This is a genomic window from Arthrobacter sp. TJ-266 (genome assembly GCF_058269115.1).
In genome coordinates this window covers 36,369-56,950 of sequence record NZ_JBZCNC010000002.1, presented here as the reverse complement: position 1 = coordinate 56,950, position 20,582 = coordinate 36,369, and the positions used below count along the sequence as shown (strand labels likewise).

15 protein-coding genes are annotated in these 20,582 nt (G+C 69.8%); 5 read left to right on the top strand and 10 right to left on the bottom strand.

Annotated elements, in window-relative coordinates; translation table 11 throughout:
• Nucleotides 1-4 precede the first annotated feature (4 nt).
• Complete coding sequence (hrpA, locus tag AC4D12_RS05050) at nucleotides 5-4,096, top strand: ATP-dependent RNA helicase HrpA (protein WP_490948833.1); 4,092 nt, start codon at nucleotides 5-7, stop codon at nucleotides 4,094-4,096.
• Here the strand turns inward: hrpA and AC4D12_RS05045 are convergent.
• The 4 genes from AC4D12_RS05045 to AC4D12_RS05030 all read right to left on the bottom strand — a co-directional run bounded on the left by AC4D12_RS05045 (nucleotide 4,056) and on the right by AC4D12_RS05030 (nucleotide 7,088).
• Nucleotides 4,056-4,670, bottom strand: a complete 615-nt coding sequence (locus AC4D12_RS05045) for a hypothetical protein (RefSeq protein ID WP_490948832.1) — start codon at nucleotides 4,668-4,670, stop codon at nucleotides 4,056-4,058. The two genes, hrpA and AC4D12_RS05045, sit on opposite strands and share 41 nt — an antisense overlap.
• Nucleotides 4,671-4,728: 58 nt before the next feature.
• Nucleotides 4,729-5,154: an HIT family protein gene (locus AC4D12_RS05040; protein WP_490948831.1), complete on the bottom strand. Its 426-nt coding sequence runs from the start codon at nucleotides 5,152-5,154 to the stop codon at nucleotides 4,729-4,731.
• A 295-nt stretch (nucleotides 5,155-5,449) separates the two neighbouring features.
• Nucleotides 5,450-6,271: a sulfurtransferase gene (locus AC4D12_RS05035; protein WP_490948830.1), complete on the bottom strand. Its 822-nt coding sequence runs from the start codon at nucleotides 6,269-6,271 to the stop codon at nucleotides 5,450-5,452.
• Nucleotides 6,272-6,431: 160 nt separating this feature from the next.
• Nucleotides 6,432-7,088: an MBL fold metallo-hydrolase gene (locus AC4D12_RS05030; protein WP_490948829.1), complete on the bottom strand. Its 657-nt coding sequence runs from the start codon at nucleotides 7,086-7,088 to the stop codon at nucleotides 6,432-6,434.
• Nucleotides 7,089-7,220: 132 nt separating this feature from the next.
• Between AC4D12_RS05030 and AC4D12_RS05025 the strand changes: the two genes are divergently transcribed.
• The 3 genes from AC4D12_RS05025 to AC4D12_RS05015 all read left to right on the top strand — a co-directional run bounded on the left by AC4D12_RS05025 (nucleotide 7,221) and on the right by AC4D12_RS05015 (nucleotide 9,005).
• Entirely contained in the window at nucleotides 7,221-7,658 is a 438-nt protein-coding gene (locus AC4D12_RS05025) for a Fur family transcriptional regulator (RefSeq protein ID WP_490949484.1), read from the top strand.
• Between the two features lie 112 nt (nucleotides 7,659-7,770).
• Nucleotides 7,771-8,367, top strand: coding sequence for a MarR family winged helix-turn-helix transcriptional regulator (locus tag AC4D12_RS05020; RefSeq protein ID WP_490948828.1), 597 nt, complete (start codon nucleotides 7,771-7,773; stop codon nucleotides 8,365-8,367).
• Between the two features lie 65 nt (nucleotides 8,368-8,432).
• A complete protein-coding gene (locus AC4D12_RS05015) occupies nucleotides 8,433-9,005 on the top strand; it encodes a MarR family winged helix-turn-helix transcriptional regulator (protein ID WP_490948827.1) in 573 nt (190 codons plus the stop codon).
• A 48-nt stretch (nucleotides 9,006-9,053) separates the two neighbouring features.
• Here the strand turns inward: AC4D12_RS05015 and AC4D12_RS05010 are convergent, their stop codons facing one another.
• From AC4D12_RS05010 to guaB1, 6 genes are all read right to left on the bottom strand, one after another.
• Entirely contained in the window at nucleotides 9,054-9,938 is an 885-nt protein-coding gene (locus AC4D12_RS05010) for a metal ABC transporter permease (RefSeq protein ID WP_490948826.1), read from the bottom strand.
• A 2-nt stretch (nucleotides 9,939-9,940) separates the two neighbouring features.
• Nucleotides 9,941-10,780 carry a metal ABC transporter ATP-binding protein gene (locus AC4D12_RS05005; protein WP_490948825.1) on the bottom strand — a complete coding sequence of 280 codons (840 nt, stop codon included), beginning with the start codon at nucleotides 10,778-10,780 and terminating at the stop codon, nucleotides 9,941-9,943.
• Between the two features lie 89 nt (nucleotides 10,781-10,869).
• On the bottom strand, nucleotides 10,870-11,928 hold the full coding sequence (locus AC4D12_RS05000) for a metal ABC transporter solute-binding protein, Zn/Mn family (protein WP_490948824.1): 1,059 nt from the start codon (nucleotides 11,926-11,928) through the stop codon (nucleotides 10,870-10,872).
• 95 nt (nucleotides 11,929-12,023) lie between these two features.
• A complete protein-coding gene (locus AC4D12_RS04995; protein WP_490948823.1) occupies nucleotides 12,024-13,115 on the bottom strand; it encodes a hemolysin family protein in 1,092 nt (363 codons plus the stop codon).
• A complete protein-coding gene (locus tag AC4D12_RS04990) occupies nucleotides 13,112-14,614 on the bottom strand; it encodes a hemolysin family protein (protein WP_490948822.1) in 1,503 nt (500 codons plus the stop codon). Before AC4D12_RS04990 ends, AC4D12_RS04995 begins: the two co-directional genes overlap by 4 nt.
• Nucleotides 14,615-14,887: 273 nt before the next feature.
• Nucleotides 14,888-16,339 (bottom strand): GMP reductase, encoded by a 1,452-nt coding sequence (gene guaB1 / locus AC4D12_RS04985; RefSeq protein WP_490948821.1) that lies wholly within the window; start codon nucleotides 16,337-16,339, stop codon nucleotides 14,888-14,890.
• A 309-nt stretch (nucleotides 16,340-16,648) separates the two neighbouring features.
• Between guaB1 and AC4D12_RS04980 the strand changes: the two genes are divergently transcribed.
• On the top strand, nucleotides 16,649-20,476 hold the full coding sequence (locus tag AC4D12_RS04980) for a multifunctional oxoglutarate decarboxylase/oxoglutarate dehydrogenase thiamine pyrophosphate-binding subunit/dihydrolipoyllysine-residue succinyltransferase subunit (RefSeq protein WP_490948820.1): 3,828 nt from the start codon (nucleotides 16,649-16,651) through the stop codon (nucleotides 20,474-20,476).
• The last annotated feature ends 106 nt before the right edge of the window (nucleotides 20,477-20,582 follow it).

The window sequence follows — 20,582 nt, the reverse complement described above, 5'->3', positions numbered from 1 at the left end:
AACCATGGCACTGACACTCTCCTACCCCGCGGACCTTCCTGTCTCGGAACGCCGGGCAGACATCATGGCGGCGATCGCCGCCAACCAGGTCACCATCATCGCCGGCGAGACCGGCTCCGGGAAGACGACGCAGATCCCGAAGATGTGCCTCGAACTCGGCCTCGCCGAACGCGGGCTGATCGGTCACACGCAGCCGCGCCGGCTGGCCGCCCGCACCGTCGCCGAGCGCATCGCCGAGGAACTGCAGGTGCCCCTCGGCGAAGAGGTCGGCTACCAGGTCCGCTTCACCGGATCCGTGGGCCGAAACACGAAGATCAAGCTGATGACGGACGGCATCCTGGTCGCCGAGATCCAGCACGACCGCATGCTGCGGAAGTACAGCACGATCATCATCGACGAGGCGCACGAGCGCAGCCTCAACATCGACTTCATCCTCGGGTACCTCAAGCGGATCCTCCCGCAGCGTCCCGACCTCAAGGTCATCATCACCTCGGCCACGATCGACCCCGAGCGGTTCGCCGCGCACTTCGCCGCCGACGCCGCCGTCGAGAACACCTCCCCCGCACCGATCATCGAGGTCTCCGGGCGCACCTACCCGGTGGAGATCAGGTACCGGCCGCTCGACCAGCCACCCGGTGGGCTCGACGACGGCGACGGCGGTGCGGACACCGAACTCGAGGAGGAGCGCGACCCCCTCGATGCCGTGTGCGATGCCGTCGACGAGCTCGCCCTCGAGGCGCCGGGCGACATCCTCGTCTTCTTCTCCGGCGAGCGCGAGATCCGCGACGCCGCCGACGCCCTGCGCGCACGTATCCAGTCGACGCACCGGCTGCGGGGCACGGAAGTGCTCCCCCTCTTCGCACGGCTGTCCCTCGAGGAACAGCACCGCGTCTTCCGCCCCACCGGCAACCACCGGAGGATCATCCTCGCCACCAACGTCGCGGAGACGTCCCTGACGGTGCCCGGGATCAAGTACGTGATCGACACCGGGACCGCCCGCATCTCGCGGTACTCCCACCGCACGAAGGTGCAGCGCCTGCCCATCGAGCGTGTGTCCCAGGCGTCGGCGAACCAGCGCTCGGGCCGTAGCGGCCGTGTCTCCGACGGCATCGCCATCCGGCTCTACTCCGAGGAGGACTACGCCTCGCGCCGCCCCTTCACCGAACCGGAGATCCTGCGCACCAGCCTCGCCGCGGTCATCCTGCAGATGGCGGCCATGGGCGTCACGCGGAGCCCGAAGGACATCGCGGAGTTCCCGTTCGTCGAACCGCCGGAGACCAAGGCGATCAACGACGGCGTCGCACTGCTGCGTGAACTGGGGGCGCTCAAGGACGACGGCAGTCTGTCCGGCGTGGGTCGGAAGCTCGCGCAGCTCCCCGTGGATCCGCGCCTCGGCCGCATGATCGTCGAGGCCGGCGCACGCGGCTCCGTCAAGGAGGTCATGGTCCTCGCGGCCGCACTGACCATCCAGGACCCCCGCGAACGGCCCTCGGCCGACCAGCCGGCGAAACAGCAGCAGGCCGCGGAGAAGCACAAGCGCTTCGTCGACGAGAACTCGGATTTCACCGCCTACCTCAACCTGTGGCGGTACCTGCAGGAGAAGCAGGACGAGCTGTCCTCCACGCAGTTCCGGAAGCTCTGCAAGGCCGAGTTCATCAACTACCTCCGCGTCAGGGAGTGGCAGGACCTCTTCCAGCAACTGCGCCAGCTCGCGAAGCCGCTCGGCATCACCCTGCCCGCCGGGCCCGTGGACCCCGTGGGCCTGCACGAGCAGATCCACGTGAGCCTGCTCTCGGGCCTGCTCAGCAACATCGGTCTCTACGACCAGCGCAAGCGCGAGTACGCCGGCGCCCGCGGCACCCGATTCGCCGTCTTCCCCGGGTCGGCGCTCTTCAAGAAGTCACCCGACTGGGTCATGGCCGCCGAGCTGGTCGAGACCTCACGGCTCTGGGCCCGGGTGGTCGCCCGCATCGACCCCCTGTGGGCCGAGCAGGTGGCGCCGCACCTCGTGAAGCGCACCTACAGCGAGCCGCACTGGTCGAAGAAGATGGGCTCGGTCATGGCCTACGAGAAGGTCACGCTGTACGGCGTGCCGATCGTGCCGCAGCGCCGCATCAACTACGGGCGGATCGATCGCGAGGTGGCCCGCGAGCTGTTCATCCGGCACGCGCTGGTCGAGGGCGACTGGAAGACGCACCACACGTTCTTCAGCCGCAACCAGGCACGTCTCGCCGAGGTCGACGAACTCGAGAACCGCCTGAGGCGTCGGGACCTGAGGGTCGACGACGAGACCCTGTTCGAGTTCTACGACCAGCGGATCGGCCCCGAGGTGGTGTCCGAACGGCACTTCGACATCTGGTGGAAGAAGGCGCGCCACGAGTCCCCCGACCTGCTCGACTTCGATCCCGAGCAGTTGCTCAGCGAGGACGCGGCGGAGCTCGACGAGAACGCCTTCCCCAGCACCTGGAGGCAGGCGGGCTTCGAGCTGCCGCTGGCCTACGAGTTCTCGCCGTTGACACCGGGCGCGCACGACGGCGTCACCGTCACCATCCCGGTGCTGTTCCTGAACCAGCTCGACCCCAGGCCGTTCCGCTGGCAGATCCCGGGACAGCGCGTGGAACTGGTCACGGCCCTGATCAAGTCCTTACCCAAGCAGGTACGGAAGAACTTCGTCCCCGCGCCCGACGTCGCGCGCACCACCGTCGCGACGCTCGCCACCGACTTCGACCCGAGCACGGACGACCTCGAGGCCTCCTTGGAGCTGGCCCTGCGGCGGCTGCGCGGACACATCATCCCGCCCGGCTCCTGGAACTGGTCCGCCGTCCCGCAGCATCTGCTCATGATGTTCCGAATCGTGGATGCGGACGGGCGCGTGCTCGACGAGTCACGCGATCTCGAGGCGCTGAAGGAGTCCCTGGCGCCGGCCGTCAGCCGGGCGATCGCCCAGTCGCTCGGCGCGAGCCCCGGCAGCACGCGCCCGGGTGGGTCATCGCGTGGGTCGTCCAGTGGTTCAGCGGGTGGTTCAGCGGGTGGTTCAGCGGGTGGTTCGGGACGCGGCGGCAGGAACGGCAGCGGGGCGGGCGCCACCGGCCCAGCGGGGCGGAACGATGCCCACCGTGAGCCCGTCGCCGCCGGAGGAGGTGGCTCCGGGAACCGGCAGGCAGCCGGTGCTGCCGCGATGACGCGCAGCGGCGGGATCGCCGTCGCCGAGGCTCCCGCGGTCGCCGAGCGTACAGGCGAGAAGGCGTGGGTGTTCGGCGCCATCGAGCGCGAGGTCTCCCGCACGGTGGGCGGCCACCGTGTCACGGGCTTCCCGGCCCTCGTCGACGAAGGCACCGCCGTCGGCCTGAAGGTGTTTCCCGACGCCGGCCAGCAGGCCACCGTGATGCGCGCCGGGATCATCCGGCTCCTGTCCCTGCGCATCCCCAGCCCCGCGAAGTACGTGCTGGAGCACCTCAGCAACACCGAGAAGCTCACCTTCAGCCAGAATCCGCACGGGAGCGTCGCGGAGCTCATCCGTGACTGCTCGCTGGCCGCGATCGACAAGCTCGTCCCCGAGGAGCTGCCCTGGACCGAGGAGGCGTTCTCCCGGCTGTACGAGGAGGTCCGCGCCGAACTGATCGACACGGTCTTCACGGTCACCGCCACGGTGGAGAAGGTGCTCGCCAGTACGCGCCGCATCCAGAAGCAGCTCAAGGGCACCACGAGCCTCGCGCTGATCTCCGCGCTCAACGACATCCGCAGCCAGCTGGAGCACCTCGTGTACCCGGGCTTCGTCGCGGCGACGGGATACGCCCAGCTGGCGCATCTGCCGCGCTACCTGCGGGCCATCGAGGTCCGGTTGGAGAAGCTGCCCACGAACGTGCAGCGCGACGGCGTCGGCATGGCGGCGGTGCAGCGCCTGGAGGACGAGTACGACGACGCCGTCGCCTCGCTGGCGGCCGGGCGGCACCGGCCGGAGAGCCTGCGGCGAGTGCGCTGGATGATCGAGGAACTGCGCGTCAGCCTCTTCGCCCAGGACCTCGGGACGGCGTACTCGGTGTCGGAGAAGCGGATCAGGACGGCGCTGAACGAGGCGATGGCCTCGGCGCGGTAGGAGCTGCCGCCGTCCCGGCCGCCTGCTGCACCCGCTCCGCGAGCCTCCGGGCCCTGGCAGCCACCGACCTGCGGGTGTCCTGCGACAGCCGTGCGAGGTGCGGTCCGAGCCACGCCTGGAGGGCGGAGTTCTCGGAGGACCACGCGGCGAGGGTCTCCAGGGCATTGATCAGGACGATCCAGTCCGTGCCATCGGTCAGCGTGGCCTTCAGGAGCGTCTCCGCCCGCCCGCGCTGAGCGGGCGTCAGGTCCGGGGTGAGACGCAGCAGGAGCTTCGCGAGCGTCCAGCGCGCCGACGCCTGCTCGAGCGCGCCGACGTCATCGATCAGCCGGTCGACGAACGGCACGAGCCAGGCGTGACGAGCGGCCTCGATCCGGACGAGGACGCTCGATGTCCTGAGGCGCACCGTCGGGTCGGGACTGTCGTAGCAGCAGAACAGTTCGTCGAGCCGCCCCCTGTCCCCGAGCAGCAGCGCCGCCACCTCCTCGGTCCGGCCCAGCGAGTTCGGGTGGCCGCCGGACAGCATCCTCTCCAGGCTCTCCCCGCCGCGGTCCGAGCAGCCCTCGTCCGGCATGGCCGGTCACCGCCTTCGCTGTCCGTGCTGTCCGTGCTGTCCGTGCTGCCCGGACCGGTCAGGCGGGAACGAAGGCGCCGTGACCGGCATCGCGCAGTGCCGACCGCAGCATCTCGGCCGCCTCGTCCATCGCGGCGGGGTCCGGGGCCAGGTCCACGCGCTTGACGTCGAAGTCGGCGGGTGACTGCGTGGGCCACACGTGCACGTGGAGATGCGGTACCTCGTAGCCCTCGAGGAGGAGTCCCACCCGCTCGGCGTCGAACGCCTTCTCCTGGGCCGTGCCGATCGTCTGCGCGACGGCCATGACCTTGGCCAGCGTTCCCTCGTCGGCCCGGAGCCAGTGCTCGATCTCCTGCCGCGGCACCACGAGCGTGTGACCCGGCGTGAGCGGCGCGATCGTGAGGAAGGCGACGACGTCGTCGTCCTTCCAGACGAACCGCCCCGGGATCTCGCCGTTGATGATCTTGGTGAACAGCGTGGTCATCGGGACTCCTTGTTCTGCGGCGGGTGCTGGTTCTGGATCCGGGCTCGGGCGAACGGCGGCCGGGGGCAGCGGCACCGCGCCGCGCAGCGGTGGTGGTGCCGGGCGTCCTGGGTTCATGGCTACGACGCTACCGCGCCGCTCCTCCGCCCGACCAGCATATCGACCAGCCCGACCAGCACATCACAGGGGACGCACGGAGGGCCGGACGCGCACGGAGGGCGGGACACCGTGCGTCCCACCCTCCGATACCCGTCGATGACCCCGTGCCGAGTCGGAGGGGTATCACAGGGCGGGTTCAGGCACCCGTCGCGACAGGGAGGCCCTCCGTCGTCGACCACTGGGACCATGACCCCGGAAAGAGCGCCGCATCGATGCCCGCGATGTCGAGCGCGGCGATCTCGTGCGCCGCGGTGATCCCGGAGCCGCAGTAGACCGCTACCGGCCGGGAGTCCGCTCCGAAGGCCGCGAACCGGCGGCGGAGCTCGTCCGGCGAACGGAAACGCCGGTCCTCGGCGAGGTTCTCGGAGGTCGGGGCGCTGATCGCACCAGGGATGTGACCCGCTCGGGGGTCCACCGGCTCGTGCTCGCCGCGGAAGCGCTCTGCGGCGCGTGCATCCAGCAGCAGGCCCGCCGGCTCGAGCAGGTCGGGGACGGACACCACGGGCATGTGACCCGCGGACAGGTGCACGTTCCCCACGCAGTGCTGCTCCTCGCCGCGTTCCACCTCGTGGCCGGCCGCACGCCAGGCCGCGAGGCCGCCGTCGAGCAGCCGGACGCCTTCGAAGCCGGCGTCACGCAGCAGCCACCAGAGGCGGGCCGCCGCCAGGTTCCCGGAATCGTCGTAGGCGACCACGGTGTCGCCGTCGTTGATGCCCCACTGCCGCGCTGCCTCCTGCAGTGCTTCGGCGTCGGGGAGCGGGTGCCTGCCCAGGCCGGGGCCGCCCGGAGCGCAGAGCTGCGACTCCATGTCCACGTACACGGCTCCGGGTAGGTGGGCTGCGCGGTAGTGCTCATGACCGTGCGGGTCGCCGAGGGACCAGCGCACGTCGAGCAGGATCGTCTGCGCGCCGGAGGTCATCCGGTCCTGCAGTTCCTGCACATCCATCAGAGTCTTCATCGAGATCTCCTGTCGGAAGTGGCGACCGGGACGCGGAGGTGACCGCGCCCGGTCCTGATGCAGGTCAGTCCACCACACGGAGATCGTCGATGCCATGCCGAACGTGCTGCGGCGCGAGCGGTGCTCCCGGGACGGCTGTCGACCGGCGGCCGGCGTCCGGTCAGACCTCGGTGCTCTCCCCCACCGCGAGGTGCCGGAACGTGGAGCCGTAGCGCGCGCCGAGTCGGGTCACGTGCCCCTCGACCATGCCGAGTCCCACCTCGTTGAGCAGGGCGTCGTGGATCTGGAAGGCGCGTGGCGCGCGCACGGAGGCCACGAAGTCGACCACCTCGCCGAGCTTCGACCACGGCGCGTGCACGGGCACCAGGAGCGTGCCCACCTCGACGCCCTCGGGGACGATGAAGGAATCTCCCGGGTGATAGACGTCGCCGACGAGGAATCCGACGTTCGCGACCACGGGGATGAGCGCGTGGATGAGGGCGTGCTGACCTCCGAAGGTGCGGATCTGCTGACCGGCCACGGCGAAGCTCTCGCCACTCGCGACGGCGTGCACCCGGCCTCCCGCCGCGTCGCCGAGGGCCTCGGTGACGGTGTCCGCGACACCCCGGGGCGCCCACAGCCCGAGTGAGGGATCGGCCGTCAGCGCCGCGACGACGCGATCGACGGCGATGTGGTCGGGGTGCTCATGCGTCACGAGGACCGCGTGTGCGCCCTCGAGCGCCTGTTCGACCTCGGAGAACGTCCCCGGGTCCAGGACGACGACGGTGCCGTCCAGCTCGAGGCGCACGCAGGAGTGGGAGTACTTGGTCATCAGCATGCGCCCAGACTACCCGCGGCCACGCTGATAATCTTGGAGCTGATCCGCGGCTGCGAGCGCCTGCGAGAAGGGTAGGACATGACGCCGAAGGCGACACCCCCGGCAGTGGCACCGGCCGGGACAGAGGCGGCCATGCCGGCTTCACGGAAGGGCTCCGAACAGCGTGTGACGCGCCAGCGCCGCGCCGTCAGCGCAGCCCTGGATGCGATCGACGACTTCGTGAGCACCCAGGAACTGCATCGTCTCCTCCAGGACGACGGCGCCTCGGTGTCGCTCGCGACCACCTACCGGATCCTCCAGTCCATGGCCGACGACGGTCTCGTGGACGTGCTGCGCAACGCCGACAACGAAGCCGTCTACCGCCGCTGCGCCGTCGAGCACCATCATCACCACCTGCTGTGCAGGAACTGCGGGCGGGCCGTCGAGATCGAGGCACCCGCGGTGGAGCAGTGGGCCGTCCGAACGGCCGCGGCCCACGGGTTCACCGACGCCGCGCACACCGTCGAGATCCAGGGGCTGTGCCCGGAGTGCTCGGCGCGGCAGGGTGCGGTGGCGCCCCCGTCCCCGTGACGGCGCTCATGATCCCGCCCATGATCGCGCCCATGATCGCACGCGTCCCGACGCTCGCGGGAGACCGGATCTACCCGGCCACAGCGGCGGTGCGCGCACCTAGGATCGTGGCGTGACGTCCTTCTCCCCCGACACCGGTGACACAGGTGCGGGTTCAGGGACGACGGGGCCGGCGGACCGCGACACCTCGGACGGACCCGGAGACGCCTCCGCCCCGCTCGACGACCTGGTCACCGCCGTTCGCCGCTACCGCGATGCGGAGAGCGCGATGCGCGCCCGCAGCCGCGACTCGATGAACCTCGGACGCACCGACATGACGGCCCTGCGCCTCCTGCTGTATGCCGACCGAGCCGGCAGCCCGCTCAACGCGGCGGCACTCGCCCGGGATCTTCAGATCTCGACGGCGGCCACGACGGTCCTCATCGACCGCCTCGAGCGGAGCGGTCACGCCGAGCGCCGTCGCAACCCGAAGGATGCGCGTTCCGTGGAGGTCCGCGCCACCGCCGCGTCCCACGACGACGTGCGCTCGACGATGGGCGAGCTGCACGAACGCATGATGGAGGTCGCTGCCCGGCTGCTCCCGGAGGAGGCGGTCGTCGTCCGCCGCTTCCTCGAGGATCTCGGCACTGCCCTCGATGGTGTGGATCTCCCGTACGCCCTGTCGTCGGAGGCATTACATCCGTGTGGACGGAGCGGGCCGTCCGCGTAGGCCCGAGCCGCCGTCACGAACGGGTACCTAGAGAACTTGGCTACTAGATGGTCTAAGGTAATGGCATGAAGCCATCCGACGCACGGCAGGGATCCGGGTACTGGTACCCACCCGCCGAAGCGTCGGATCACGCTGCCTCCGCTTCACCCGACGACTCCCGGGACCGTCCCGCGGCCACCGGCGTCGACGTGCTGAACGCCCTGCGGGCCTACCGCTCGATCGAGAGCGGCCTCCGCCGGCGTCTGAGCCAGAGACTGAGCATCAACGAGACGGACCTCTCGGCCCTCCGCTACCTGCTCGGCGTCTGGCAGTCGGACAAGACGGCGAGCCCGAAGGACCTGGCGCTCGCCCTCGGCATCTCGAGCGCGTCGACCACCCTGGTGATCGACCGGTTGGAGAGCGGCCACTACATCCGGCGCCGCAGGCACCCCGTGGACCGCCGCGCGGTCATCCTCGAACCGGGCGAGAAGGCCACCGACGAGTTCCGCGACGCCTTCGACGTCGAGAAGCGTGGCGTCATGGCGGCGGCTGACGCGCTCACCTCGGAGGAGACCGAGACCGTCACGCGATTCCTCCGCTCGATGGAGCAGACCATCTCGGACGCCGTCGGCTCGCAGGACAAGCCCACAGCGTCCTGACGACGTCGTGGCGCCCCTCACCGCGCCGCTGCCATCGAGGGTCGGGAATCAGGCCGTACCCGCTGACTCCGGACGGGCAAGGGTCCGTCCCCCGCTCGCCCTCCTGCTCCCCACGAACCGGCACACCAGGTAGATGACGAACGAGATCGTGGTGACGTAGGGGCTGATCGGGATGCGGCCGCCGAGCGCGAGCAGGATGCCCCCCACCACCGAGGTGCAGGCGAACAGGACGCTGAGCAGGACGACGAGCCCCGGTGCGGAGGTCACCTTGAGCGCGGCCGCCGCGGGCGTGATGAGCAGGGCGAGCACGAGCAGTGCTCCCACCACCTGGATGGACAGGGCCACGGAGACGCCCAGCAGGAGCATGAACAGGATCGACAGCCCGCGCACCGGCACCCCGCGTGCCTCGGCGAGATCGGCGTCCGCGCTCGCGAAGGTGAGCGGGCGCCAGATGGCGGCCAGGGCGATGATCACCGCCGCCGCGCACCCGACGAGCAGGTTCAGCTGGACGGCGTCCACGGAGACGATCTGCCCCGTGAGGAGGCCGAACTTGTTGGCCGCGCGCCCCTCGTACAGCGCGAGGAAGAGGATGCCGAGCCCCAGACCGAACGGCATGACCACGCCGATGATGGAGTTGCGGTCGCGCGCACGGATCCCCATGAGCCCGAGGACCATCGCAGCCAGCACCGACCCCACGAGCGAACCGCCGACGACGTTCGCCCCGACGAGCAGGGCGAAGGCGGCGCCCGCGAAGGACAGCTCGGCGATGCCGTGGACGGCGAAGGCGAGGTCACGCATCATCACGAAGGTGCCGATCAGGCCGCCGAGCAGGCCGAGCACTGCTCCGGCGATGAGCGAGTTCCGCACCAGCGGGAGGAGCTGGGCGTAGTTGTCGAACGTGAAGATCGCGCTGAAGGCTTCCTGGAAGTCCATGGCTACACGCTCTCGTGGTGGTGCGTGGTGGCATCGGGTAGCCCGACGACGACGATCCGCCCGTTGCTGTGGAGGACCTCCACCGGGCTGCCGTAGAGGTCCGAGAGGACCTCGCTGGTCATGACCTCCGACGGCGGACCCACACGGAACCTGCCGTCGGCGAGGTAGAGCACGCGGTCCACGTAGTCGATGATCGGATTGATCTCGTGCGTCACGAAGACCACGGCACTGTTCCGCTCGCGGCTCTGCCTGCTGATGAGCGCGCTCACCGCCTGCTGGTGATGCAGGTCCAGCGAGAGCAGCGGCTCGTCGCACAGGAGCACCTCGGGGTCGGTGGCGAGCGCCTGCGCTGCGCGGAGCCGCTGCTGCTCCCCGCCGGACAGGCGTCCCACCGGCGCATCGGCGTAGGAGTCCGCGCCGACGTCTGTCAGCAGCCGGTCCACCTGGCGGCGGTACTCCCTGCCCTTCACCCGCAGCCCCCAGCGATGACCGTCGATCCCGAGCCCCACGAGGTCACGTGCACGCAGCGGAGTCTCGGGCGGGAAGGATTTCTGCTGCGGGATGTACCCGAGCGCGCGGCTCCCACGCCGGATCGGTTGCCCACCGACGGTTGCCGTCCCGCCGTCGAGCGGCTGCAGGCCGAGCAGCACTTTCAGGAGACTGGTCTTCCCGGAGCCGTTGGGCCCGAGGACGGCGAAGAACTCGCCGGGCATGATGTCGAGGTCGAGACCCTGCCACAGGGTGCGGGAGCCGAAGGACAACGATGCGTCGCGCAAGCTGACGGCGGGTACGCTGCCCGCATCACCGCGCGCATCCGGGCGCGGGGACGTGAGCGAAGCCATGTGCAGGGGTGTCCAGTCTGTCGGGTGCGGTAGCTCCTGAGGATAGCGCCGATACAGCGCAGAAGCTCAGGGACGGATTGCTCGTGGGGTCAGGACCCGAGGACCGCCTCGACGCTCTCGGTGTTCGAGGTCATCCACGAGATGTAATCCTCGCCCTCGGGAAGGGTCTCCGTGAAATCGAGCACCGGGAGGCCCGCCTTCTCGGCGGAGGCGCGCACCGCCTCCGTCTGGGACCCCTGCGTCTGGTCGTTGTACGCCAGGAAGGTCAGCGAGCCGTTCGAGACGAGCTCCTTCATCTCCTCGAGCACCGCGATCGGGGCGTCGGTCTCCTCCTCGATCGCCTCGGTGAACTCCTCGGGGGTCACGTTGTGCAGTCCCGCGTCCTCCAGCAGGTGGAGGGGAACGGGCTCGGTCACGGCCACGTCGGCATGGCCCGACGACCCCGAGAGCATGGCGAGCCGGTCCTGCAGCGGCGCGAGCTCCGCGGTGAAGGAGTCGGCCCGTTCGCGGTAGGCGTCGGCGTTCGCGGTGTCGAGGCGGCCGAGCTCCTCCGCGACGGCATCGGCGAGGTCCGCCATGGCGGCGAGGTCGTACCAGACGTGCTCGTTGAAGGCGCCGTGGCCATGGCCGTCGTCCTCGGAGTGCTCGGCCTCCTCGGAGTGCGCGGCCTCGTCGGCGTGCTCCGCCTCGTCCGGTGCAGCACCGGATGCCGGGGCCTCTCCGGACGCCCCGGGCTCGCCCGACGCCTCGGAGCCCTCGGGCTCCTCGGTGTCCAGCCCGGCGATGTCCACGGCCGTGAGGACCGACTCCACGCCCGTCTCCTCGGCCAGACGGGTCAGGAACGCGTCGTACCCGCCGCCGTTCTCGATCACGAGGTCGGCGCCGGACACCGACAGTTTGTCCTGCACCGTCGCCTCGTAGGAGTGGGGGTCCTGACTGAGGCTGTTCACGAGGGAGGTGACCTCGACGTCGTCGCCCCCGACGGCCGCGGCGATGTCGCCGTAGACGTTCGTGGCCGTCACCACGCGGAGCGGCCCACCCTCGGTCGCGGCTCCCGCGTCGGCCGCTCCGCCGTCCCCGCACGCCGCCACCGAGAGGGCGGTCACCGTGAGGAGACCGGGAAGCAGGAGACGGCGGCGCAGCGGCATGGGGTGACCTCTTCGAACTAATGAGAACTGTTTACGTTAGGTCCCGAGCATAGCGCAGAACGCGAACGGTTCGCATTGCGGTCGGATCGATCAGGTCACGATCGGCGGGAGGGCGCCTCGGCCCCGAGCCCCTCACCCGTCCGGCGGACGCCCTGGTTCTGCGTGACGTCGCGGATCTCCCCGACGAGCTGCTCGATGACGTCCTCGAGGAACAGGACACCGCGCGTCGCTCCGTCCGGGCCGAGCACGCGGGCCAGGTGCGAGCCCGTGCGCTGCATGACGGTGAGGGCGTCCTCGATCTCGTCGTCCACCGAGATGTTGGCCAGGGTGCGCACCTTGTTCTCCGTGATGGGCCGCCGGTACATGGACTCCGGCATCGACATGACGTCCTTGATGTGCATGTAGCCGGTGAGGTTCCCGGCGTCGTCGACCATCACGAAGCGGGAGAAACCGGTCCTGCCGACCGCGCGCTCGAAGTCCTCCGGAGTGGCGTCCGTGCGCACCGTCACGAGCTCGTCCAGGGCCACCATGGTGGTCGCCGCCGTCTGGCCCGAGAACTCGAGGGCACTGGTGATCAGCCCGGATTCGTCGTCGACGAGCCCGCTCTTGGTGGACTCCTCGACGATCGACTGCACCTCCTCGAGCGTGTAGGTCGAGGACACCTCGTCCTTCGGCTCCACCTTGAGTGCACGGAGGATGTGGTTGGCGGCCCAGTTCAGCGAGGAGATGACCGGATTGACCACCCGGGCGATCATGACCAGGGGCGGCGCCAACAGCAGCGCCGCGCGGTCAGCGACCGATACCGAGATGTTCTTCGGCACCATCTCGCCGAACGTGACGTGGAGGAAGGTCACCAGCAGCAGCGCGATCGCGAAGGCGATCCCGTCGGCGAGACCGCCCGGGACACCGAGGGCCTCCAGCGGTACCACCAGCAGGTGGTGGATGGCCGGCTCCGCGACCTGCAGGATCAGCAGGGAGCACACCGTGATGCCCAGCTGGGCGCAGGCGAGCATGAGGGAGACGTGCTCCATGGCCCAGATGGTGGTGCGGGCGCGCTTGGAGCCTGCTTCCGCCAGCGGCTCGATCTGGCTGCGGCGCGCGGACATCACGGCGAACTCCGCGCCCACGAAGAAGGCGTTGCCCGCCAGCAGGACGACGAGCCAGACGATTCCCGCCCAGTCGCTCATCGCTCACTCCTCCGGACGGCGGTGCTGCCGGCGAGCGCGGGGCGCGGCTCCGCGCCGGTTCCGGATGTCGCCCGGCGCTCCGGGACGACGGCTGGATCGGGACGAGCCGGCGCACGATCGACTGACCCGCGGCCGCGATGGTCGTCGCCCTCCACACCCTCGGCACCCTCGGCACCCTCGGCACCCTCGGCACCATCCGACGGGACGGGCGCAGGCCGGAACTGGACGCGGTCGATCCGGCGACCGTCCATGCGCTCGACCGTCAGCGACCCGGCGGGCACCTCCACGCGGTCCCCGCTCTCGGCGACCCGGCCGAGTTCCGCCATCAGGAAACCGGCCACGGTCTCGTAGCCTGCGTCGTCGGGCACCACGAGACCGGGCACCAGGGTGCTGACCTCGTCGGGGCGCAGGATCCCCGGGAAGTACCAGTCCCCCGTGGCACTCTGCAGCACGCCGGGCTTGAGCTTGTCGTGCTCGTCGGCGACCTCGCCCACGATCTCCTCGACCAGGTCCTCGAGCGTGACCACACCCGCCGTCCCGCCGTACTCGTCGAGGACGACGGCGAGTTGCAGGTTGGCCTCGCGGAGCTCACTGAGGAGGGAGTCGAGGTGCACGGTCTCCGGGACGCGCAGCACCTCGGTCATGATGGTGCCCGCGGGAAGGTCGGCGCGCTTGTGGCGGGGTACGGACACGGCCTTCTTGACGTGGACGAGACCCCGGATGTCATCGGCGGAATCGCCGATCAGGGGGAACCGGGAGAAGCCGGTCCGTCGGGCGGCCTCGACGACGTCCGCGACGGTCTGGTCCGAGTCGATGGTCTCCATCCGGATACGGGGCGTCATGACATCCGCCGCGGTGCGCTCGGAGAAGCTGAAGGTGCGCGCGAGGAAGGTGGCGGTGCCCTGGTCCAGGGTGCCCATCTCCGCCGAGCGCCGCACCAGGGAGGACAGTTCGGAGGGTGTCCTCGCGCCGGAGATCTCCTCCTTCGCCTCGAGTCCCACGATGTGGAGGATGCGGTTCGAGAACCCGTTGAGCACCACGATGGCCGGCTTGAACACGGCCGTGAACATGAGCTGCGGGCGGGCGAGGGCGCGTCCCACCTGGAACGGCAGCGAGATGCTGAGGTTCTTCGGGACCAGCTCCCCGATGAGCATCGAGAGGAGGGTGGCGAGGACCATGGCGATGATGATCGATGAGGACGCGATCAGCGCCTCGGAGAGCCCGAGTGCGGCCAGCGGGGTCTCCAGCAGCCGACCCACCGAGGGCTCCATCACGTATCCGGTCAGCAGCGTGGTGAGGGTGATGCCGAGCTGGCAGCTCGAGAGCTGTGTCGAGAGGGACTTCAGGCAGCGAAGGAGCGGCTCGGCCTTGGTGTCGCCGTCGTCGACCGCGCGCTGCACGTAGGTCTGGTCCAGCGCCACGAGCGCGAACTCCACGGCGACGAAGAAGCCCGTGCCGAGGACGAGGAGCAGTCCCGCCGCGAGATAGATCCATTCCACCGCTACATCCCCTCCGTGACGGAGGTCCGTCGGTTCGCCCGATCGGAGGGGTGCAGCGGTCCGCGTCTGAGGGGGTCGGCGGCGTCGGCGGGCTCGGGAGCCGCGTCCTCACCGGAGCCGACGGGACGCCCGGACCCGGGCTCGTGCGGCGGATGGTCGAGAAATGAGGGGCTGCCGGCCGATAGCCGGCCCCTAGAAGGACTGTCCATAAGGAGGCCAGTTTACCGGCTCGACGACGACGCGCCAGCGTCCGTCACCGGAAGGGCCCCGCCGCTACCAGCTCTGCTGGAGCGGGCGGCCCTCCTCGTACCCCGCAGCGGACTGCACGCCGACCACGGCCCGCTCCCGGAACTCGGCCAGGGATGCCGCACCGGCGTACGTCATGGAGCTGCGGACGCCTGCGGTGATCATGTCGATCAGGTCCTCGACGCCGGGGCGCGCCGGGTCCAGGTACATCTTCGAGGTGGAGATGCCCTCCTCGAACAGTCCCTTCCGGGCGCGCGCGAAGACGTCGTCGCGCCGCGTCCGGTTCTGCACCGCGCGGGCCGACGCCATGCCGAAACTCTCCTTGTAGCGGCGGCCGTCGCTGTCGGTCTGCAGGTCGCCCGGGCTCTCGTAGGTCCCGGCGAACCAGGAGCCGATCATGACCTGGCTCGCGCCCGCGGCGAGGGCGAGGGCGACGTCGCGGGGGTAGCGGACACCGCCGTCGGCCCACACGTGGGCGCCCAGCTCGGCCGCGGCCTGCGCGCACTCCTGCACGGCGGAGAACTGCGGGCGTCCGACGGCGGTCATCATGCGCGTGGTGCACATGGCGCCGGGGCCCACGCCGACCTTGACGATGGACGCGCCCGCGGCGACGAGATCGCGGACCCCGTCGGCGCTGACCACGTTGCCGGCCACGATGGGGACCTTCGGGTCCAGCCCGCGCACGACGGCGAGGGCGTCGAGCATCTTCCGCTGGTGACCGTGCGCCGTGTCGACCACGAGCACGTCGACGCCGGCATCGATCAGGGCGGCCGCCTTCGCCTCGACGTCGCCGTTGATGCCCACCGCCGCGGCGACGCGCAGCCGCCCCGCGCCGTCGAGCGCGGGATCGTAGATGGTGGAGCGGAGCGCACCCGTGCGGGTGATCACGCCCTGCAGGACGCCGTCACGCACCACCGGGGCGAGCGAGGTGCGGGCACCGTCCAGGTCCTCGAAGGCCTTCTGGAGCGCCGTGGCGGGCTCGTCGTCGAACAGCGACGCCTCGAAGGCGGCGGGAGCGGGCCGCATGACGGCCTCGAGGGACGCGAAGCGGTCCACCCCCTCGCAGTCCGACGCGTTGACCACGCCGACGCAGGTTCCGGCGTCGTCGATCACGAGCACCGCGCCGTGCGCACGCTTGTGCATCAGGTGCAGCGCATCGATGACCGTGTTGCGCGGCTGGAGCTTGAGCGGGGTCTCGAAGATCGGGTGCCGGGCCTTGACCCAGCCCGTCACCTCGGCGATGACCTCGACGGGCACGTCCTGCGGCAGGACCCCGATACCGCCCCGGCGCGCCACCGTCTCCACCATGCGCCGCCCGGTCACGGCCGTCATGTTGGCCACGACCAGCGGGATGGTGGTGCCCGAGCCGTCCTCCGAGGAGAGGTCGACGTCGAAGCGGGAGATCACCTCGGACGCGCTGGGAACGAGGAACACGTCGGAGTAGGTGAGATCGGTGGTGGGTGGGTTGATGAAGCGCATGGTTCTCCCTGTGTCGCGCGTGTCCCCGCGCCCTCGACGGGCGGATGATCGGCCGCGAAGAGTCTAGTGCCTGCCCCCCCGGCACGCGCGCCGCCGACGCCGTACGGGACTGCGCCCGCCTCTCCGCCGTGTCCGCCGTGTCCGCCGTCTCCCCAGCGATCCCCCCGCGATGTCCCCGCCCCGTCACGGCCCGGCTGATTGGCCTGTTGGTCACCCCTGTCACTACACTTGACAGAGGTCTGGTCGCGTCGTTGCGATGCCTGCCGACCCACCGCGCTCAGGGCAACTTACGGAAGAGGCGTATACCAAGTGCCAGAACAGACCAGCCACCGTCTACCTGAAGAGTTCGGCGGAAACGAGTGGCTTGTTGACGAGCTGTACGAGCAGTTCCGCGAGGACAGGCAGTCGGTCGACCGCAAATGGTGGGATCTCTTCGACTCCTTCGACGCGGAGAACTCCACCGAGGAGAACGGACGCCACGCCGCGGCCAAGCCCGCCGAGGCCCCAGCCCCCCAGGCGCCGTCCCCGACGGCCCATCCGACCACGCGTGAACTGCCCGTCGTGAAGGCGGAGGCGCCCGCGCCGAAGGCCTCGGGCGAGAGCCCGGCCAGCACACAGCAGAGCGGCAAGCCACCCGTCGCGAAGGAACCCGCCGAGGAAGCCGCGAAGAAGCCCGAGACCTCCCGCGAGGACAAGCCGGCCGGCAAGCCCATCCCGGCCCAGCTCCCCGCCTCGGCCAGGAACGCCGAGATGGACGAGAACAAGGTCAACGTGCTGCGCGGTCCCGCGAAGGCGATCGCCACGAACATGGAGGCGAGCCTCAGCGTCCCCACGGCGACGAGCGTCCGCGCCATCCCCGCCAAACTCCTGATCGACAACCGCGTGGTCATCAACAGCAACCTGGCGCGCGCCCGCGGCGGCAAGGTCTCCTTCACGCACCTCATCGGGTACGCGATCATCCGCGCACTCGCCCAGTTCCCGTCGCAGAACGTGTACTACGACGTCATCGACGGCAAGCCCTCGGCCGTTCAGCCCGCGCACGTCAACTTCGGCCTCGCCATCGACATGCCGAAGCCGGACGGCACCCGCTCCCTCGTCGTGCCGAACATCAAGAAGGCCGAGACCATGAACTTCTCGGAGTTCTGGCACGCCTACGAGGACCTGGTGAAGAAGGCGCGCGCCGGCAAGCTCGGCGCCGACGACTACGCCGGGACCACGGTCTCCCTCACCAACCCGGGCGGCATCGGCACGGTGCACTCCGTCCCCCGCCTCTCCAAGGGCCAGGCCTGCATCATCGGCGCCGGCGCCCTCGAGTACCCCGCCGAGTTCCAGGGATCGAGCGAGAAGACCCTCGCGAAGAACGCCATCAGCAAGACCATCACGCTGACCTCGACCTACGACCACAGGGTCATCCAGGGTGCGGGCAGCGGCGAGTTCCTGCGGATCATCCACCAGCTGCTCCTCGGCGAGCAGGGCTTCTACGACGAGATCTTCGAATCGCTCCGGATCCCCTACGAGCCCGTGCGCTGGAGTGCCGACATCCAGGTGGACCCGGTGGACCAGATCAACAAGGTCGCCCGGATCCAGCAGCTCATCCACGCCTACCGCGTCCGCGGTCACCTCATGGCGGACACCAACCCGCTCGAGTACGTGCAGCGCAAGCACGCGGACCTCGACATCCGCACGCACGGGCTCACCCTGTGGGACCTCGACCGCGAATGGCCCACGGGCGGCTTCGGCGGCAAGCAGATGCTCAAGTTCCGCGACATGCTCGGTGTGCTCCGTGACGCCTACTGCCGCACCACGGGCATCGAGTACATGCATCTGCAGGATCCGGTGGAGCGCCAGTGGTTCCAGGACGAGCTGGAGCATCCCTACTCGAAGCCGGGCCGCGAGGAGCAGCTGCGCATCCTGCACAAGCTGAACTCGGCGGAGGCCTTCGAGACGTTCCTCCAGACGAAGTTCGTGGGTCAGAAGCGCTTCTCCCTCGAGGGCGGCGAATCGCTGATCCCGCTGCTCGACGCCGTCATCTCCGGAGCGGCCGACGACGGTCTGGACGAAGTGGCGATCGGCATGGCCCACCGCGGCCGCCTCAACGTCCTCACGAACATCGCCGGTAAGACCTACGCGCAGGTGTTCCGCGAGTTCGAGGGCACCCAGGACCCCCGCTCGGTGCAGGGCTCGGGTGACGTGAAGTACCACCTCGGCACCGAGGGAACGTTCACGTCCGACGCCGGCAACCAGACGAAGGTCTACCTCGCGGCGAACCCGTCCCACCTCGAGGCCGTGGACCCCGTGCTCGAGGGCATCGTCCGCGCCAAGCAGGACCTCCTCGACCAGGGCGACAGCTTCCCCGTGCTGCCGATCCTCATCCACGGCGACGCCGCATTCGCGGGTCAGGGTGTCGTGGCCGAGACCCTCAACCTGTCGCAGCTGCGCGGGTACCGCACCGGCGGCACCATCCACGTGATCGTGAACAATCAGGTGGGCTTCACCACGAGCCCCACGTCCTCGCGCTCCTCCGTGTACTCGACGGACGTCGCGAAGATGGTCCAGGCGCCGATCTTCCACGTGAACGGCGACGACCCCGAGGCCGTGGTGCGCGTCGCGCAGATGGCCTACCAGTTCCGCCAGCGGTTCAACAAGGACGTCGTCATCGACATGGTCTGCTACCGCCGCCGCGGGCACAACGAGGGCGACGACCCCTCGATGACGCAGCCCATGATGTACAACCTCATCGAGGCCAAGCGTTCCGTCCGGAAGCTCTACACCGAGGCGCTGATCGGGCGGGGCGACATCACGCAGGAGGAGGCCGAGCAGGCGCTGCGTGACTACCAGGAGCGCCTCGAGCGCGTCTTCGCCGAGACCCATGCCGCGCAGACCTCGCCGATCCCCGTCATCACGAAGGATCCCCAGGCCGTCTCGGACCTCGAGCGGCCCCTCGCCCAGCAGGCCGACGGTGCCGACGGTGACGCACCGAGGACCGCCGTCAGCGCGGAGACCCTCGCGCACATCGGTGCGGCGCACACCGCGATCCCGGACGGCTTCACGGTCCACCCGAAGCTGAAGGCACTGCTCGACAAGCGCGAGCAGATGTCCCGCGAGGGCGGCATCGACTGGGGCTTCGGCGAGATCGTGGCCTTCGGCTCGCTGCTCATGGAGGGCGTGCCCGTGCGGCTCGCGGGCCAGGACTCCCGCCGCGGGACCTTCGTTCAGCGCCACGCGGTGTTCCACGACCGCGCGACCGGCCACGAATGGCTACCCCTGGACGATCTCAGCGAGGACCAGGCGAAGTTCTGGGTCTACGACTCGCTGCTCAGCGAATACGCGGCCATGGGCTTCGAGTACGGCTACTCGGTGGAGCGCCCGGACGCCCTCGTGATCTGGGAGGCGCAGTTCGGCGACTTCGTCAACGGCGCGCAGACCATCATCGACGAGTTCATCAGCTCGGCCGAGCAGAAGTGGGGCCAGCGGTCCTCGCTCGTGCTCATGCTGCCCCACGGCTACGAGGGTCAGGGCCCCGACCACTCCTCGGCCCGGATCGAGCGCTTCCTGCAGATGTGCGCCGAGCAGAACATGGTCGTGGCGAACCCCAGCTCGGCGGCGTCGCACTTCCACCTCCTGCGCCGGCACGCCTACACGCGTCCGCGGAAGCCGCTGGTCGTCTTCACGCCGAAGCAGCTGCTGAGGCTCAAGGGAGCGGCGAGCCCCGTCGAGGAGTTCACGGAGGGCACGTTCCGCCCCGTCATCACGGACACGCTCGGGACGCCGGTGAAGGACGTCGAACGCGTGATCCTGGTGTCCGGTCGCCTGTACTACGACCTCCTCGCGTCCAGGCAGAAGCTGGACGACGAGCGGACGGCGATCGTCCGGGTGGAGCAGCTCTATCCGCTGCCCGTCGACGAGATCACGTCTGCGCTGCGGCAGTACCCCAACGCGGAGGTCGTCTGGGCGCAGGACGAGCCCGCGAACCAGGGGCCGTGGCCGTTCATCGGGCTGAACCTGCCGCAGGAACTCGACCGGCCCGTGCGTCTGGCCAGCCGGCCGGCTTCGGCAGCGACGGCCACGGGGTCCGCGAAGAACCACGCGATCGAGCAGGAACTCCTCATCAAGAAGGCCTTCGGTCGCCAGCAGTAAGCCGTCAGTATGATGATGGGTGGGGCCAGCGGCCCCACCCATCGTCTTTAAGGGCGCGAACGCAGCCCGTACCCGTCGCGTCTCAGCGCACCGACCAGCACACCGA

What these genes read in the sequence shown, in the direction of transcription:
- hrpA (WP_490948833.1), top strand. Translation starts at nt 5, where the DNA reads ATGGCACTGACACTCTCCTACCCCGCGGACCTTCCTGTCTCGGAACGC.
- AC4D12_RS05035 (WP_490948830.1), bottom strand. Translation starts at nt 6,271, where the DNA reads ATGAAGACTCTGATGGATGTGCAGGAACTGCAGGACCGGATGACCTCC.
- guaB1 (WP_490948821.1), bottom strand. Translation starts at nt 16,339, where the DNA reads ATGCGCTTCATCAACCCACCCACCACCGATCTCACCTACTCCGACGTG.
- AC4D12_RS05005 (WP_490948825.1), bottom strand. Translation starts at nt 10,780, where the DNA reads ATGGCTTCGCTCACGTCCCCGCGCCCGGATGCGCGCGGTGATGCGGGC.
- AC4D12_RS05000 (WP_490948824.1), bottom strand. Translation starts at nt 11,928, where the DNA reads ATGCCGCTGCGCCGCCGTCTCCTGCTTCCCGGTCTCCTCACGGTGACC.
- AC4D12_RS04995 (WP_490948823.1), bottom strand. Translation starts at nt 13,115, where the DNA reads ATGAGCGACTGGGCGGGAATCGTCTGGCTCGTCGTCCTGCTGGCGGGC.
- AC4D12_RS05040 (WP_490948831.1), bottom strand. Translation starts at nt 5,154, where the DNA reads ATGACCACGCTGTTCACCAAGATCATCAACGGCGAGATCCCGGGGCGG.
- AC4D12_RS05025 (WP_490949484.1), top strand. Translation starts at nt 7,221, where the DNA reads ATGCCGGCTTCACGGAAGGGCTCCGAACAGCGTGTGACGCGCCAGCGC.
- AC4D12_RS05010 (WP_490948826.1), bottom strand. Translation starts at nt 9,938, where the DNA reads ATGGACTTCCAGGAAGCCTTCAGCGCGATCTTCACGTTCGACAACTAC.
- AC4D12_RS05030 (WP_490948829.1), bottom strand. Translation starts at nt 7,088, where the DNA reads ATGCTGATGACCAAGTACTCCCACTCCTGCGTGCGCCTCGAGCTGGAC.
- AC4D12_RS05045 (WP_490948832.1), bottom strand. Translation starts at nt 4,670, where the DNA reads ATGCCGGACGAGGGCTGCTCGGACCGCGGCGGGGAGAGCCTGGAGAGG.
- AC4D12_RS05015 (WP_490948827.1), top strand. Translation starts at nt 8,433, where the DNA reads ATGAAGCCATCCGACGCACGGCAGGGATCCGGGTACTGGTACCCACCC.